The organism is Janibacter sp. GXQ6167 (assembly GCF_041365945.1).
In the GTDB taxonomy this organism is placed as follows: domain Bacteria; phylum Actinomycetota; class Actinomycetes; order Actinomycetales; family Dermatophilaceae; genus JBGFSK01.
On record NZ_JBGFSK010000002.1, the window covers coordinates 367496 to 383393 of the forward strand.

Below are 15898 nucleotides of genomic sequence, written 5' to 3' on the forward strand. Positions count from 1 at the left end.
GTGAGTGAGGAGCCTCGCCGCCCGCGCCGTCCGATGCACTTTGGACCGGACGCGATGGAGGCCTACGGCGGCACGACTCCGGGGCCGGCCGAGACCGCCGAGGCCGCCCATGCCGCTGCCCTCACCGTGGTCCAAGCCGGAAGGGAGGGCGCCGGCACCACCTCCGAGCGGCTGGTCCGCCTAGTCGATGATGTCGGCCTCGACACGCTCGCGCAGTTGTGGTCGGCCCGCCCGGCCCGCAGTTTGCCCGGTGCGCTCTGGCGGCTCTACATCGTGCGCGAATGGGTCCAACGTCAACCGGTCGAGGCTTCACGGCAATATTCCGCCGGAATGCGCTCCGCCGAGGTCTCTCACGTGATCGCCGGGATCGGCGAACCGCCCACGGCCGAGCAGGTGCGGGTCCTCGCCGACCGCATCCTGACCGGTGTCTTCGACGGCGATCTCGCCGTGGCTTTGGAGCGGTGCGCTGCCTTCTGCCGAGTGATCGCCACCGGTCGGGCCGAACTCGACGACGGCGACGTCGTCTCGGCCGCAGCCATGCTCGCGACCGCGGAAGACCTGGAGGCGAGCGCCACGCTGTGGCGCGCTGGCTCCCTTCACTAATCGGGTGCGGGGACCGAACACGCCGTACCTCCGCCCGAAGGGGGGCCACCTCGCCCTACCGCAAACGCGCCGTGTGATGTGACGCACGACCCGGTTTCTCTACACAGTGTGCAGACCTCGTTTACCGGGGGTTCACCGTTAGCGCGCCATCAGGTCACCGAGCGTCCCTAGCGTGCGGATCGTGCGGCCAACCTGACGTCCGCGCCGACTTTCCCCTGCGCCACTCTTGGCGGCGCGAAACCCCTTCAGAGAGGTCTTTTCGACGTGAAGCGCACCATCTCCCGTGCGGTCCCGGCCGCCCTCATGCTCACCCTCGCCCTCACCGCCTGTGGCGAGTCGGGCTCGACCGAATCCGGCGCCACCGACGCGGGCGTCACCGGCTCCATCAAGGGCATGGGCGCCAGCTCGCAGCAGGCGGCCGTGGTCAGCTGGAAGGCGGCCTTCGAGGGCGCCAACTCCGGCGTCACCGTCGACTACGACCCGCAGGGCTCCGGCGCGGGCCGCGCTCAGTTCGCCGATGGGGCCGTCGACTTCGCCGGTACCGACTCGGCCTTCAAGGACGAGGAGCTCGACAAGGCCAAGGAAGCCTGCGGCGGCGACATCGTCCAGGTCCCGGTCTACGTCTCGCCGATCGCGGTGATCTACCACCTCGAAGGTGTCGACAAGCTGCAGCTCTCGCCCGACACCCTGGCCAAGATCATGGACCGCAAGATCACCAAGTGGGATGACGCCGCCATCAAGGCGGACAACCCCGGTGTCGACCTGCCGTCGACCGCCATCGCCACGGTGAATCGCTCGGATGACTCCGGCACCACCAAGAACTTCGTCGAGTACCTCGGCAAGGCCGCCCCCGACGCGTGGTCCTACGAGCCCGAGGACAAGTGGCCGGTTTCCGGTGGCAACGCCGCCAAGGGCACCTCCGGTGTCGTCGACGCCGTCAAGCGCGGTCAGGGCACGATCGGTTACGCCGACTTCAGCCAGGCCAAGGATGTGGGCGTTGCCTCGCTCAAGGTCGGCGACGAGTACGTCGAGCCGTCCGCCGAGTCGGCCGCCAAGATCCTCGACGCCTCCAAGGCCAAGAGCGAGTCCGAGACCGACCTCGCGGTGGATGTCGCCAAGGACACCAAGGAGGCCGGCGTCTACCCGAACGTGCTCGTCTCCTACCAGGCCGCGTGCCTGAAGTACAAGGACGCCGAGAAGGCCAAGGTCGTCAAGGCGTGGCTCGAGTACGTTGCTGGCGAAGAGGGCCAGAAGGCCGCTGCCGATGCCGCTGGCTCGGCCCCGCTCCCGGCCAGCTGGATCGAGAAGAACAAGGCCGCGATCGACAAGATCAGCTGATCCTTGCTTAGGTGCTGACGACGCGGGGCGGACTCGGGCGTGATGCCCGGGCCGCCCCCCGTCGGGCACCAGGACCGTTCATCCTTCCCCTGTCTTCGGAGTGTCTCGCGTGACTGCAACCCCCGCCAAGGCGGTAACCCCCGCCAAGGCCGTGCGGCGGCCGGCCGACAAGATCTTCGCCGGCCTCTCGACGGCGTCCGGCCTGGTCATCTTGACCGCCCTCGTGCTGGTGGCGCTGTTCTTACTGCTGCAGGCCTGGCCGGCCCTGGTGGCCGACCCCGCCGATGTCCGCGACGGACAGGGGCTGGCGTACTACATCGGTCCGCTCCTCTTCGGGACGATCTATGCGGCGCTGATCGCGGTGATCATCGCGGTCCCGCTCTCGATCGGGATCGCCCTGTTCATCTCCCACTACGCCCCGCGGCGGCTCGCCACGGTGCTGGGCTACCTCGTCGACCTTCTGGCCGCCGTCCCCTCCATCGTCTTCGGCTTCTGGGGTCTTTCGATCGTCGGGCCGATGCTCGTGCCAATGAACAAGTGGCTCAACGAGCACTTCGGATGGTTCCCGCCCTTCGCTGGCACTCCCTCGACGATCGGTAAGACGATGCTGGTCGTGGGTGTGGTCCTCGCGATCATGATCCTGCCGATCATGACTGCCGTGAACCGTGAGGTCTTCTTGCAGACCCCCAAGCTGCACGAAGAGGCCTCGCTCGCCCTGGGGGCGACGCGTTGGGAGATGATCAAGCAAGCCGTCATCCCCTTCGGCAAGTCCGGCATCATCTCCGGGGTCATGCTCGGGCTCGGGCGCGCTCTCGGAGAGACGATGGCGGTGGCGCTGATCATCTCGCCGACCGCGCGGTACTCCTGGGAGTTGCTCTCTGGGTCCAGCTCGTCGACGATCGCTGCGGACATCGCGCTGAAGCTGCCTGAGAGCCCCGCCGGCTTGCAGACCAACACGCTCGTCGCGTCCGGCTTGGTGCTGTTTGCTCTCACCCTGATCGTCAACATGCTGGCCCGCTGGATCGTCGCCCGCCGGTCCGAATTCTCCGGAGCGAACTGATGACTCTCACTGAAGCTCAAACCCCCGTGCCCAACGCCCCGGAGGAACCCAAGACTGGCCAGTTGGCGAGCCAGGGGACGCTCCAACGCAACGTGCGACTGGCCATCCTCGCGGTCTCGGCGGTGATCGGCGCCGGCATCATCTTCGCCTTCTTCGGCTTTTCGATCCTGCCGATGGTCTTGGTGTCCGCGCTGATCTACTGCGTGGCGATCTACACCGTCAGCCGCATCGTCGAGGGCAGCCGACACGCCTCGGATCGGCTGGTCACTGGGGTCGTCACGACCTTCTTCCTGCTCGCGCTGATCCCGCTGGTCTCGATCATCGTCGATGTGGTGTCCAAGGGCACCCGGCGTCTGGACGCCGAGTTCTTCACGACCTCGATGCGAGGGGTGGTGAGCGAAGGGGGTGGCATCGCCCACGCGCTGCAGGGCACCCTGATGATCACCGCAGTGACCACCCTCATCGCGGTCCCGATCGGGATCCTCGCGGCGATCTACCTGGTCGAGTACGGCCAAAAGAACCGTCTCTCGCGGGCCCTGACCTTCTTCGTCGATGTCATGACGGGGATCCCCTCGATCGTCGCCGGTCTCTTCGCCTACGCACTCTTCACCCTCATCGTCGGCCCCGGATACAAGGCGGGCATCGTCGGTGTCGTCGCCCTCACCCTGCTGATGATTCCGGTGGTTGTCCGCTCCACCGAGGAGATGCTGCGCCTCGTCCCGAACGAGCTCCGCGAGGCGTCCTACGCCCTCGGGGTGCCGAAGTGGCTCACCATCGTCAAGGTGGTCCTCCCGACCGCCATCGCTGGGATCGCGACCGGCGTGACGCTCGCGATCGCGCGCATCATCGGTGAGACCGCCCCGCTGCTCGTCACGGCCGGCTTCACGACGAACCTCAACCCCAACCTCTTCCAGGGGAATATGTCGACCCTGCCGGTGGAGGCGTACTACGCGCTCACCCAGCCCGGTTTGAGCCCCGAGCCGTCCTACGATCGCGCCTGGTCGGCGATCCTGGTGCTGATCGTGCTCGTGATGGCGCTCAACATCATCGCCCGACTGATCTCTAAGTTCTTCGCCCCCAAGACCGGTCGCTGACGAGCGACCAATAAAGGAAAACGACGTGTCTAAGCGCATCGACGTCACCGACCTCGACATCTACTACGGCGACTTCCTCGCCGTCCAAGGCGTCAACATGGTCATCGAGCCCCGCACCGTCACGGCCCTCATCGGCCCGTCCGGCTGCGGGAAGTCGACCTACCTCCGGTCGATCAACCGCATGCACGAGGTCATCCCGGGCGCGTACTGCGAGGGCGACATCGTGATGGACGGCCAGAACCTCTACGGCAAGGGCGTCGACCCGGTGCTCGTGCGCCGCAAGATCGGCATGGTCTTCCAGCGGCCGAACCCCTTCCCGACCATGTCGATCCGCGAAAACGTCCTCGCCGGCGTCAAGCTCAACAACAAGCGGATCAACAAGAAGGACGCCGACGAGCTCGTCGAGTCCTCGCTGGTCGGCGCGAACCTGTGGAACGAGGTCAAGGACCGGCTGGACAAGCCCGGTTCGGGTCTCTCGGGCGGTCAGCAGCAGCGCCTCTGCATCGCGCGGACCATCGCGGTCAAGCCGGACGTCGTCTTGATGGACGAGCCGTGCTCGGCGCTCGACCCGATCTCGACCCTCGCGATCGAGGACCTGATCGATGAGCTGAAGTCCGACTACACGATCATCATCGTGACCCACAACATGCAGCAGGCGGCTCGCGTCTCGGACAAGACCGGCTTCTTCAACATCGAGGGCACCGGCAAGCCCGGCAAGCTCGTCGAGTACGACGACACCACGAAGATCTTCAACAACCCGGACCAGCAGGCGACCGAGGACTACATCTCGGGCCGTTTCGGCTGATCCGCGGCGGGCGAAGGGAGCCCACCGGCCCCTTCGCCGCCCCACAAGACCCGGCCCGGGTTGATCCAACAGGGGGGATCAACCCGGGCCGTGGCATGTCCGCGCGCGGGCCTCAGAGGAAGGCGAGCCGGGCGAGGACCGCGACGAGGGCCGCGGCGATTGCGGCGCCGGGGAAGGTGAGGACCCAGGCTCGCACGATGTCGCGGACCAGACCCCAACGGACGCGGCGGACCCCCTTCGTCGTCCCGGCGCCGACCACGGCCGCGGTGATGACATGCGTGGTTGAGATCGGGGCGCGCAGTGCCGTCGCGGCGAGGAGGACGATAGCCGCGGTCGTTTCGGCGGCGAACCCCTGGGTCGGGGTGACCGGGACGATCCGGCGACCGAGGGTGCGCATGAGCGGCCAGCCGCCTGCCCACGTGCCGAGCGCCATCACGAGCGCACAGAGCGAGATGACCCAGAAGGGGATGGACTGGTCGTTGGGGTGATGGAAGCCCCCGACGGTGAGAGCGAGGACGATCACCCCGGCCGTCTTCGCGGCGTCTTGCATCCCGTGCCCGAAGGCCATCGCGGCCGCCGATCCGGTCTGCAGGGCCCTAAAGCCCCGCCGCACTCGCGCGGGATCGACGTCGCCGAGGACCCGGTACACCCCGCGCATGAGCAGTCGCGCGAGGACCAGGCCAATCGTCGGGGAGACCAGCATGGGGATCACGACGAGGGTGAGAATCCCTTGCCATTCGACGCGCGCGCCAAGGGCGAGGGCCGCGCCGCCCAGCCCCCCGACGAGCGCGTGGGTAGCCGACGATGGCATGCCGAGGCGCCAGGTGAGCAGGGACCAGGCGGTCGCGCCGATCAGCGCGGCGGCGCAGAGAAGGATCCCGAGATGGCCCGACGGGGGGTCAATGATGCCGCTGCCGACGGTCTCGGCCACCCGCGTCCCGAAGAACGCGCCGATGAAGTTCGCGCCAGCCGCCATCGCCAGGGCCGCGCGCGGCGTGAGTGCCCGGGTCGAGATCGACGTCGCGACGGCATTGGAGGCGTCGTGGAAGCCGTTGGTGTAGGTAAAGCCCATCGCCAAGGTGATGACAACAGCGATCGGGAACCACTCCACGAGGGCTCAGGCCTCCGTGACGGCGATGAGTTCGACGAGGAGCGCAACCTCTTCGAAGGAGTTCGCCGCGGCCTCCAGCCGCTCCAGGACGTCACGGTGGCGCATGACGGCGATCGGATCCGTGATCCGTCCGCCAAGGAGCAGGGCGAGGAGGCGTCGGTAGTGCATGTCAGCCTGATTCTCCAGCCGGCTCACGGACTCCCAGTATTCGCGCAGCGCCTGGGGTTTGCGCAGTTGCGGCATCGCTTGGGCGGTGAGGTCGGCCATCCGGGCGATGACCTCGAGTTGCTCGGTCGTCCCCGGAAGGGGGTCGCTGAGGTGGTAGCGGACGAGCATGTCGCCCGCGCCCTCGAGGGTATTGACGCAGCGGTCGAGGGCCCGGGCGAGCGAGACGAGGTCACGGTGGTCGATCGGGGTGACGAAAGCGCGGGCGGCTCGCGCAATGAGCTCGTGGGTGAGGGCGTCGGCGGCGCGCTCGATCTCGGTCAGCTCGCGGACGATCCCGTCGCGCTCGGACGGCGGAGCCGCAAACAAGGTGGTGAGGACGCGCGAGGCAGTGACGGCGTGCCGGGCGATGCCGGTGAGGAGGTCGTCGTAGCGGTGATCCGGGCGGGTGAGGCGTAGGCCCACGGGCGGCTGCTCCCGAAGAGTGTCGGCGGTGATCGGACGCTGGCGGACAGCAGCCTACGGGGTGCGCCGGGCTGGGAGCGCCTCTCGGCACGTGGCCGCTCGCAGCGGCGAATTTTGGGACCCGGGGCTACCGCAGCCCGGCGCACCAGACACTGTAACCCGATCCCCCCACGGTTCCATTCCCATCAGGCGCGATCGAGCGGATGGTGCCGCTCGGCGGCGACGATGCGCGCGCTCGCGCCGGTCCCCGCGACGTGCACGATGAGCGCTTCCCCCTTCGTGATTCCCTTCAGCAGCGCGTGCTCGATGACCGACTGGGCGACCTGACCCTGCTGATACCGCTCGTCGACGAGGAGGAGGAGCAGGGCGACGAGATCGGGCAGCACCGGTCCGTGGCTGCACAAGGCGGTGGGCTGGCCGCGTTCGACGATCCGGCGGAGGTGGTGGGCGGCCTTGGTCGGATCGGCCGCGAAACCCTCTTCGGAGAGACCCTTTTTGAGTTTCATCTCGGCCCCGAGCTTCTTCGCGTAGGGAGCGAGGGTCTCGGTCGCTCGCACCGAAGGGGAGGAGACGAGGCGTTCGATCCCATACGCGGCGAGGAGGGGCACGAGGTCTTGGGCTTGTTCGCGCCCACGGGCGTCGAGAGGGCGAAGCCAATCGTCGTCGGACCACCGGGCCCGAGGATGCGCCTTCGCGTGCCGGACGATCGCGAGCGGCCAGGTCGTGAGCGAGCCCTGCCGGTCGGCGTTAGCGAGCGCGAGGAGTTGCTCCTGGTCGCGCTGGTAGGTGAGGCGCCAGGCGGCCTCTTCGGCGCTCAGCCACGCCACCTCGTCGATTTCGTGCTCGAGACGGCCATGGCCCCCCACGACCTCGGCGGCCCAATACCGCACGTCCTTGATCGACGGGCGACCGTTGCGGTCTCGTAGAGCGTAGGTGGAGGTGGGAAGGGGGCGACCCAGCCGGACCTCCAGCCCGGTCTCCTCGGCCGTCTCTCGGGCGGCGGCGACGGGGAAGATCTCCCCGCGGTCGAGTTTGCCTTTGGCCCACGACCAATCCCGATACTGCGGACGGTGGACGAGAGCCACCTGGAGTTCCCCGCGGCGACGACGCCAGGGCAGCGTCCCGGCAGCGAGCACGGTCGCCATCAGCGGTCGCCGATCATGGTCGGGGCGGGTCGCTCGGCCATGGCTCTATCTTGTCAGTCAATCACCGAGGGCGTACATCACGTGGACCGCCCGACGCGTGAAACCGGCGCGCGCGTAGGTCGCGAGTGCCGGGGTGTTGTCCCCTTCGACATAGAGGATGACGTCGCGCAGACCGCGTCCGGCGAGGTGAGCGAGGCCAAGCGCCGTGAGGGGGCCGCCGAGGCCGCGCCCTTGGGCGTCCGGGTGGACCCCAACGACATAGACCTCGCCCGTACCGCTCGCGTCGTCTTCCACCTTGGTCCAGTGGAAGGCGACGGGCTTGCCCCCTTCGTCCTCGATGAAAATCAGCCCCGAGGGGTCAAACCACGCCTGCTCCATCCGGGCCCGGAGCCCATCTCGATCGAGCCGTCCCTGTTCGGGGTGATGGGCGAAGGCGGCGGCATTGATCGCGAGCAGAGTGTCCTCGTCCTGACCGACGACGAAGGGGCGCGCCCGGTAGCCGTCCGGCAGGGTGGGTGCGGTGCTGTCGTCCTGGCCGAGGGGCCGGCCGAGGACGAGCAGCTCGCGAATGACCTGCATGCCCCGTGCGCGCCCGAGCTCGCGGGCGGCAGCGAGGTCTCCGTGGGACCAAACGCGCGCATCCGGACGGCGCTCGAGGACCCCGTCGAGGAGGGCGCGACCATGACCGGATCGCCGGTACTCGGGAGTGACGGCGAGTTCGCTCGAGCCGTCCGGTGCGAGTTGCGCGTAGCCGATCAGCGCGTCGGCGTCGCGGATGAGCCAATGGACCGCATCGCCTCCGCGTAGGCGCAGCAGGAAGTCCTCGCCGAAGGGGGAGACGCCGTCAGTGGTCGTCGCGGCGGCGGCAAGCGCCTCCACGGCGGCGGCGTCGGCGCTGCTCAGGTGGTCGACCGGGTCATTCACGCCAGCGAGTCTTGCAGGTCCTCGGCGGCATCCGGGACGAACCGGTATCCCACGTTGCGGACCGTCCCGATGAGGATCTCGTTTTCGGTGCCGAGTTTGGCGCGAAGGCGCCGCACGTGGACGTCCACCGTGCGGGTACCCCCGAAGTAGTCGTACCCCCAGACCTCCTGGAGGAGTTGGGCTCGGGTGAAGACCCGTCCCGGATGCTGCGCGAGGTACTTCAACAGTTCGAACTCTTTATAGGTGAGGTCGAGTCGTCTGCCGTCGAGCCGCGCGGAGTAGCTCCCTTCGTCGATCGTGAGGCCACCGGCGGTAATCCGGTCATCGGCGGCGTCCTCGGCGTCGGGGCGGGCGCTCGCGAGCCGGATCCGGGCCTCGACCTCGGCGGGTCCAGCGGTATCCAAGATCACGTCGTCGACTCCCCACTCCGCGGTGAGCGCGGTGAGGCCGCCCTCGGTGAGGATCGCGACGAGGGGAGCCGTACTACCGGTCGTGCGAATGACCCGGCAGAGTGATCGGGCCTGGGCCAGTTCTCGGCGGGCGTCGACGAGGATCACGTCGACCGCAGGCGCGTCGATCAGCACGGATGCCTCGGCGGGCATCGTGCGGATCTTGTGCCCGAGCAATCCCAGCGCCGGGAGGACCTCGGCGCTCGGCGCCAGGTCATCGGTGAGGAGGAGCAGCTGGGCCATTAGTCCCCAAGGATACGTTCTGGCGAGCGCCCCTCCTTCGGCCGTGACCGATCTCCCATCGGGGGGTCCGCTCGATGGGCGAAGAGGTGGCGGCCGGGGTGGGACGCGCTAGTGTCGAAACGTGCTCGACGAGACCGAACCGACCACCCGCTCCGCGCTGCGTGCTGCGCGCCGCGGAGGATCGACGTCGACCTCGCGCGAGATCAGCATCGCGAGCGTGCCCCTGCGGCCGCGGCCGGTGGTGGTCGCGGCGACGGTCGTCACCGCTGGAGCGCTCGGGGTTGCGGCGATGACCTCGGCGCTCGCGGCGGTGGTCGCGGTCGTCGGCGTGGTCGGGCTCGCGATCGTGGCCGGGTGGCCGGCACTGAGCGGTTCGCCCGTGCCTCGAGGTCAGGCGGTGGTGCTCGCCATCACGACCGTCGCCGTCCTCGCCGCTCTTCTCTTGGCCCCTGACACCGCCCGGCTGGAGCCGGTTCCGGCCGCCATCGCCGTCGGAATCGTGGCGATGTGTGTGCTGCCGTTAGCGGTCGAACGCGCCCGAACCGACCTCAGCGAGGGGCTCGCGCAAACGGCGGCGGGGATCGCGCTGATCGCCTGCGCCGCCCCCTTGGTCGCGGTCGCCGAACTCGCCCCGCGAGCGCTCGCGACGGCGATGATCGCGGTCGCCCTCACGAGCCTGATCGATTTGCTCTCCGGCCGACCCGGCATCATGCGGTGGTTGTGGCCGATGGCGGTCGTCGGAGGTGCTCTTGGCGGCATGATCGCCGGGCTCGCCCTCCTGGGCTCGGTGCGCCCCTGGGCCATCCTCGCCGGGATGCTGAGCGCGAGCGTCGCCCTCGCGCTGCGCGCCATCCTGAGCCGCCGCCCCGCGATCGAGGGGACCTGGCCGTCGGTCGCGTGCGGAGCCGGGTCGGTCCTGATCACCGGCCCGGTGATCTACGTGCTGGTGCGAGCCATGGGCGGCCTGGGCTAAGAGGCTCTGCGGGATCGGCAGGCCGCGTACGCTGTCGTGCGTGTTTACCATCGATCCGACCTTGAACCCCGAGATCGCGCCCTTGGCCTGGCTCGTCGGCACCTGGGAAGGGGCCGGCGTCGTCGGCTATCCCACGATGGAATCGGCGAACTTCGGCCAAGAGATCGTGTGCAGCCACGACGGGCGCCCGTTTTTGAGGTGGGAGTCGCGGACCTGGCTGCTCGATGAGAGCGGGGAGAAGGTCCGTCCGCTTGCGACCGAACTCGGCTTCTGGCGACCCGGGGGCGATGGAGAGGTCGAATTGCTTCTGACCCACCCGACCGGCTTCCTCGAGATGTATTACGGCAGCGTCGAGCCGGCGAAGATCCAGTTGCGAACCGATGGCGTCCTGCGCAGCCCACACGCCAAGGAGTACACCGCCGCCCAGCGCCTCTACGGCCTCGTGGAGAGCAACCTCATGTGGGTGATGGACATGGCCGCGGTCGGCCAGCCGATGACGAGCCACGTCTCGGCCGAACTTAAGCGCGTCGAGTAACCGCCGCGGCGAAGGGGGCGTCCTACTCCGTGTAGTTCGCCATGTCGTCGCTCTGCAGGGCGTCTCCGAGCCGGTCCATGGCGGCCTCGTCGAAGATGTCGATCGACGCGCCGGACGGGCTCGTGCCGAAGCCAGCGAAGGGCGCGGTGATGAAGTGAATATCCCCGCCGCGGATGCCGCGCATCTTCAGGGCCTCAGACCTGATCTTCTCCGAGCTGAGCGTTTCGTCGAGCACGGTGTACCGGCCGCCCGCGTCCATGACATTGGCGAGTGTGATCGGGTTGAGCAGGACGGCCGGGTCGAGGGTCTTGTCCATGATCGCCCGCAGCCATTCCTGCTGGCGCTGACCGCGAGAGATATCCCCTTCCGAGAGGGCATAGCGCTCCCGGACGAAGGCGAGGGCCTGGGCGCCGTCGAGATCGTTCCACCCCTGCTGGAAGCCCGGGCTCGCCTCGACGGCGTTCACCCGGACGCCACCGAGCGCATCGGTGAGGGCCTTAAAGCCCTCGAAGTCGGTCTTCGCGACGTGGTCGATCTTCACGCCGACGAGGTTTTGCACCGTCTCGGTAAGCAGCGGTGCCCCCCCGAAAGCGAAGGCGGCATTGACCTTGTCCTCGCCATGACCGGGGATCTCGACATAGAGATCGCGGGGGAAGTGGATCAACCACACCGCGCTGTGATCCTTCGGGACGTGCACGAGCTGGATGACATCGGCGCGGGCACCCACTCGGTCGGGTCCAGCGTCCGAGCCGATCAGCAGGTAGTTGGTGCCCTGCCCCGTGACGAGCTTCTTGCCGTCGGCATCGGTCGTGGCCGTCGGGAGCATGGGTTCGCGCGCGATGTTGTCGAGCTTGCTGTTGAGGAACCACGCGTACCCGAGGATCCCGATGAGGAGCACCGCGAGGAAGGAGGCGATGACGATCAGGATCCGGCGTCGCCGACTGGCGGGTCGACGCGCGGCCCCGCGGCGAGCAGCCCTGCGGCGCTCACGTCGAGATTCGGTCGGAATCTCCTCCATCATCTCGTCCAGCATGACTGCGAGTGTAAGTCGCGACCCTGACCCGCACGCCGGGATGAGACGTAGCATGCAGGCCATGGCTGATCTCGGAGCAGACGTCGGCGACCGCCTCCGGCGGCGCGGGATGCGGATGACCGATCAACGTCGCCGCGTGATCAACGCCCTGGCCGGTCATGCCCACCGCACCCCGGAGGAACTCACCGCCGCGGTCGCCGAGGACGGCGGCGCACCTCTTCCCCCGTCAACGGTCTATCGCACTCTTGAGGCACTCGAGCAGATCGGGGTGGTGCGCCACACTCACCTCGACCACGGCGCGCCGACCTATCACCTGGAAGATCACGACGGTCATCTCCACCTCGTCTGCCGGCGGTGCGGAGCGGTCCTTGAAGTGCCGGCGAGCCACGCCGGGAGCTTTGTGGAACAGATCAGCGCGCAGACCGGTTTTATGGCTGACCCCACGCACATGGCGATCCACGGCCGGTGCGCGACCTGCCACGAGGAGCTCTCGTCATGACCACCCTTACCCCGTCTCCTTTGATCGACCGCCCGCGAGCGGTGGCGGCCGAGGGGGTCGACGCGGGCGTGGCGGCGCACTACGGCGACCCGGGTCGCGAACAGCGGCTGCTCACCGAGGGTCTCGCGGTGGTCGACCTCTCCCATCGAGGGGTGATTGCGGTGACCGGCAGTGACCGTCTCCGGTGGCTGCATTCGTTGACGAGCCAGCACCTCAGCGATCTCGCCCCGCGAACGAGCGCGGAATCGTTGATCCTCACCCCGAAGGGGCATATCGAGCATGTCCTCCACGTCGTCGACGACGGTGAGACGACGTGGTTGACGGTCGAGCCGGGGACCTCGGCCGAGGCTGCGGCCTGGCTCGATTCGATGCGCTTCATGCTCGATGTCGCCGTCGCCGATGTCACCGAGTCGTGGGCTGTGCTTGGTGAACCGATCGGGCGCGAAGGGGGAGAAGGGGAGCCTGTCTCCTGGGTGGATCCCTGGCCGGGTCCCGTCGGGGATACCGCTCCCTATGGGCCGGTCGACGCCCACCCCGGTGCCGACTGGGCCTGGCGCGAGACCCTCGTCCCGCGCGCGGAACTCGATGCGGCCGTCGGGGATCGAGAGCTCGCCGGGACCTGGGCCCTGGAGGCGCTTCGCGTCCACGCCTGGAGGCCGCGCTTCCACCTCGAGACCGATCACCGCACGATTGCTCACGAAGTGGACTGGCTCCGCACAGCGGTCCACCTCCACAAGGGCTGCTACCGCGGGCAAGAGACCATCGCGCGAGTTCACAACCTCGGGCGGCCGCCGCGCCGCATCGTGTCCTTGCACCTCGACGGGTCGGGCCACCTACTGCCCGAGGCGGGCTCGCCCCTCTTCGTCGAAGGGGGGACGCGCCCGGTGGGTCAGCTCACGAGCGTTGCCCGGCATCACGAGGAGGGCCCGATCGCGCTCGCGGTCATCAAGCGCAACACCGACCCCGGCGCGACCTTGAGGATCCCCACGCCGAGCGGCGATGTCACCGCAGCGCAGACGGTGATCGTCGCGCCCTGACGGGGTGGCCGCGAACGGGGTGAGGGCCTCACCCTGTTGGTCACGAATAACCCTGGCGCGCAACGGGTTACATCGGCATGATGGTTACTAGGCGTCCAGCGCCGGCCGCCGTCGAGCCGATGTCGACTACGTCACAATCGCTTGCCAGAGTTTGCAAAGTGCTAACTAGAGCAAGCACAATAGAGGCATGGCACGGAATCCGCTCGGGGACCTAGGGAACAACCTGGGTGAGTACCTCCGTGAGCAGCGGAAGAACGCCGAACTCTCCGTCCGCCAGCTGTCCGAGGTGGCCGGGATTTCGAACCCGTACCTCTCGCAGATCGAGCGAGGGGTCAAAAAGCCCAGCGCGGAGATCCTGCAGGCCCTCGCCAAGGGATTGTCGATCTCGGCGGAAACGCTCTACATCCAGGCCGGGCTCCTCGACCCCGACGACTCGTCGGCGAAAGAGCGGCTCACCACCCGCGAGTTGCTCATGGTCGACCCGAAGCTCACGAGCCGACAGCGCCAGACCCTGATCGATATCTATGACTCCTTCGTCGGCGACACCGATGAAGGCCAGGCCCCGGGGGAACCGGACGCCACGCAGACCAGTACCAGCAAACCACGCAAGCGACCCACCAAGAGGAGCACGAAATGACCGTCACCACGACCGTCAAGAAGATCGTCACCGACAACACCTACGCCGTCGTCGGGGTCACCGACTACGCGGTCGAGCAGGTCCGCAACGCCGGCACCCAGCTTGACGCTGCTCGCGCCGAGCTGCGCACCCAGGTTCAGACCGTGCGCTCCGAGTACGCCCCGAAGAACATCCCGGCCAAGGTTGCCGAGCTGCACGCCGACCTCGCCGAGCGTGGCGAGAAGCTCGTCCAGCGCGTCCGCAACCAGAAGGCGACCCAGGACCTGGTCCACCAGGCCGAAGCCACCGTCGCGCTCGGCAAGGGCGCCATCACCACCGCCCGCAAGGCTGCCGATGACATCGAGCGGTCCGCGAAGGCCACCGTGACCACCGGTCGCCACGAGGCTGAGAAGGCCGTTGCTGGCGTCAAGAAGGCCATCAAGGTCGAGGTCGACACCGACGCCGCCGAGAAGGCCGTCGCCGACGCCGCCAAGCGCACCCGCACCGCCGCCAAGCGGACCAGCACCACCGCCAAGAACAGCGCCGCTCGCACCAAGACCGCCACCAAGGCGACCGCGACCAGCGCCCGCAAGACCGCGGCGAAGAGCGCCAAGGCCACCGAGAAGGCTGGCGAGAAGGTCGGCGACTGATCTCGCCTCGATGACGAGCGGCGTCCCTCGCCGCTCACCGTCACCTCGCGCGAAGGGGGTCGGCTCCGTCGATCGGAGTCGGCCCCCTTCGCCGTCGGTAGGTGGCATCCGCCAAGGATCCGCCCGAGTGACGAAGGGAGATACCGTCGCCTTCGTGAGTGAGAACCCTCCCTTCGGCGCCCGCGCGGTGGAGACCGCGCCGGTGCTCGTCCATGCGACCCGCGGGGCGATGGTCGAGTCGGCGCACCGTGCCACCCTCGTCGTGACCGCACCGAACGGCGAAACCTGGCTAGAGCGCGGCGCGGTCAACGAGCCGATCCTGCCTCGCTCGTCGCTCAAGCCGCTACAGACGCTCGCGATGCTTCAGCACGGCCTGGATCTGCCGCCGGATCTCCTCACGCTCGTGAGCTCGAGCCATTCCGGCGAAGAGGTCCACCGTCACGGTGTGCGGCGCATCCTCGCGACGGTTGGCCTCACCGAGGACGCGCTGCGCAACACCCCGTCCCTCCCGATCGGAGAGGTCGAGCACGCGCGCTGGCTCGCGACCGGTCGGCCCGCCGCCTCGATCGCGCAGGACTGTTCCGGCAAGCACGCCGGGATGCTCGCGACCTGCGTGATCAACGGGTGGCCGGTCGAGGGCTACCTCGACGGGGATCATCCCCTCCAGCGGGCGATTGCCGACCTGGTGACCAGGTGGTGCGGCCCGATCGCGTTCACGGCAGTTGATGGGTGCGGCGCGCCGGTCCCGACGACGCCGTTGGCGGCGCTCGCCCACGCCTTCGGGCGCCTGGCGACGGCGCCTCAGGGCACTGACGAGCACCGGATTGCCGAGGCGATCCGGGCGCACCCCGAGATGCTCGGCGGCGACGGGCGTGACGTGACAGCGGTGATCCGAGCGCTCCCTGGCGTGATCGCCAAGGATGGCGCGGAGAGCGTCTATGCCGCGGGGACGGCCGATGGCTACGGTGTCGCGGTCAAGGTCACCGACGGCGCCCCCTTCCCCCGGGCCCGACAGGTCCTCCTCGCGAGCGCTCTCACCCGAGTGCTGGAAGCCTCGGGTGCACAGGTCCCGGCCGCGCTCGAGGCACTGACCACCGTGCCGGTCCTCGGGCATGGCCAGCCGGTCGGTAGCGTGCACGTGGTTGGGTTCTAG

The 15898-nt window shown here is 68.4% G+C and carries 18 protein-coding genes; 12 read left to right on the top strand and 6 right to left on the bottom strand.

Annotated features, from left to right (window positions below; all coding sequences use genetic code 11):
* The 5 genes from AB8K43_RS04555 to pstB all read left to right on the top strand — a co-directional run bounded on the left by AB8K43_RS04555 (position 1) and on the right by pstB (position 4900).
* On the top strand, positions 1–603 hold the full coding sequence (locus AB8K43_RS04555) for a hypothetical protein (RefSeq protein WP_370891922.1): 603 nt from the start codon (positions 1–3) through the stop codon (positions 601–603).
* 264 nt (positions 604–867) lie between these two features.
* The gene (pstS, locus tag AB8K43_RS04560; protein WP_370891924.1) at positions 868–1941 is read left to right on the top strand and encodes a phosphate ABC transporter substrate-binding protein PstS; all 1074 of its coding nucleotides are present in this window, start codon (positions 868–870) and stop codon (positions 1939–1941) included.
* A gap of 109 nt (positions 1942–2050) precedes the next feature.
* Positions 2051–3001 (top strand): phosphate ABC transporter permease subunit PstC, encoded by a 951-nt coding sequence (gene pstC / locus AB8K43_RS04565; RefSeq protein ID WP_370891925.1) that lies wholly within the window; start codon positions 2051–2053, stop codon positions 2999–3001.
* Positions 3001–4095: a phosphate ABC transporter permease PstA gene (gene pstA, locus AB8K43_RS04570; RefSeq protein ID WP_370891927.1), complete on the top strand. Its 1095-nt coding sequence runs from the start codon at positions 3001–3003 to the stop codon at positions 4093–4095. The genes pstC and pstA overlap by 1 nt, the downstream gene beginning before the upstream one ends.
* A 25-nt stretch (positions 4096–4120) precedes the next feature.
* Positions 4121–4900, top strand: coding sequence for a phosphate ABC transporter ATP-binding protein PstB (gene pstB, locus AB8K43_RS04575; RefSeq protein ID WP_370891929.1), 780 nt, complete (start codon positions 4121–4123; stop codon positions 4898–4900).
* Between the two features lie 112 nt (positions 4901–5012).
* Here pstB and AB8K43_RS04580 read toward each other — a convergent pair whose 3' ends face one another.
* The 5 genes from AB8K43_RS04580 to AB8K43_RS04600 form a co-directional block, all read right to left on the bottom strand.
* Positions 5013–6011: an anion permease gene (locus AB8K43_RS04580; RefSeq protein ID WP_370891931.1), complete on the bottom strand. Its 999-nt coding sequence runs from the start codon at positions 6009–6011 to the stop codon at positions 5013–5015.
* 6 nt (positions 6012–6017) lie between these two features.
* Positions 6018–6641: a DUF47 domain-containing protein gene (locus AB8K43_RS04585; RefSeq protein WP_370891933.1), complete on the bottom strand. Its 624-nt coding sequence runs from the start codon at positions 6639–6641 to the stop codon at positions 6018–6020.
* A 185-nt stretch (positions 6642–6826) separates the two neighbouring features.
* Complete coding sequence (locus AB8K43_RS04590; protein WP_370891935.1) at positions 6827–7786, bottom strand: NUDIX domain-containing protein; 960 nt, start codon at positions 7784–7786, stop codon at positions 6827–6829.
* Between the two features lie 57 nt (positions 7787–7843).
* Positions 7844–8710 (bottom strand): mycothiol synthase, encoded by an 867-nt coding sequence (mshD, locus tag AB8K43_RS04595; protein WP_370891937.1) that lies wholly within the window; start codon positions 8708–8710, stop codon positions 7844–7846.
* Positions 8707–9402, bottom strand: a complete 696-nt coding sequence (locus AB8K43_RS04600; RefSeq protein WP_370891939.1) for a DNA-binding response regulator — start codon at positions 9400–9402, stop codon at positions 8707–8709. The genes mshD and AB8K43_RS04600 overlap by 4 nt, the downstream gene beginning before the upstream one ends.
* 121 nt (positions 9403–9523) lie before the next feature.
* Between AB8K43_RS04600 and AB8K43_RS04605 the strand changes: the two genes are divergently transcribed.
* Positions 9524–10375, top strand: coding sequence for a hypothetical protein (locus AB8K43_RS04605; RefSeq protein WP_370891941.1), 852 nt, complete (start codon positions 9524–9526; stop codon positions 10373–10375).
* Positions 10376–10415: 40 nt separating this feature from the next.
* Positions 10416–10910, top strand: a complete 495-nt coding sequence (locus tag AB8K43_RS04610; RefSeq protein WP_370891942.1) for an FABP family protein — start codon at positions 10416–10418, stop codon at positions 10908–10910.
* A 22-nt stretch (positions 10911–10932) separates the two neighbouring features.
* Here AB8K43_RS04610 and AB8K43_RS04615 read toward each other — a convergent pair whose 3' ends face one another.
* Complete coding sequence (locus AB8K43_RS04615; RefSeq protein WP_370891944.1) at positions 10933–11943, bottom strand: LCP family protein; 1011 nt, start codon at positions 11941–11943, stop codon at positions 10933–10935.
* Between the two features lie 61 nt (positions 11944–12004).
* Here AB8K43_RS04615 and AB8K43_RS04620 point away from each other — a divergent pair, with 61 nt between their 5' ends.
* From AB8K43_RS04620 to AB8K43_RS04640, 5 genes are all read left to right on the top strand, one after another.
* On the top strand, positions 12005–12442 hold the full coding sequence (locus tag AB8K43_RS04620; protein WP_370891946.1) for a Fur family transcriptional regulator: 438 nt from the start codon (positions 12005–12007) through the stop codon (positions 12440–12442).
* Complete coding sequence (locus AB8K43_RS04625; RefSeq protein ID WP_370891948.1) at positions 12439–13479, top strand: folate-binding protein YgfZ; 1041 nt, start codon at positions 12439–12441, stop codon at positions 13477–13479. Before AB8K43_RS04620 ends, AB8K43_RS04625 begins: the two co-directional genes overlap by 4 nt.
* A gap of 187 nt (positions 13480–13666) precedes the next feature.
* The gene (locus AB8K43_RS04630; RefSeq protein WP_370891950.1) at positions 13667–14116 is read left to right on the top strand and encodes a helix-turn-helix domain-containing protein; all 450 of its coding nucleotides are present in this window, start codon (positions 13667–13669) and stop codon (positions 14114–14116) included.
* Positions 14113–14745 carry a hypothetical protein gene (locus AB8K43_RS04635; RefSeq protein WP_370891952.1) on the top strand — a complete coding sequence of 211 codons (633 nt, stop codon included), beginning with the start codon at positions 14113–14115 and terminating at the stop codon, positions 14743–14745. Before AB8K43_RS04630 ends, AB8K43_RS04635 begins: the two co-directional genes overlap by 4 nt.
* A gap of 154 nt (positions 14746–14899) precedes the next feature.
* Positions 14900–15898 (top strand): asparaginase, encoded by a 999-nt coding sequence (locus tag AB8K43_RS04640; RefSeq protein WP_370891954.1) that lies wholly within the window; start codon positions 14900–14902, stop codon positions 15896–15898.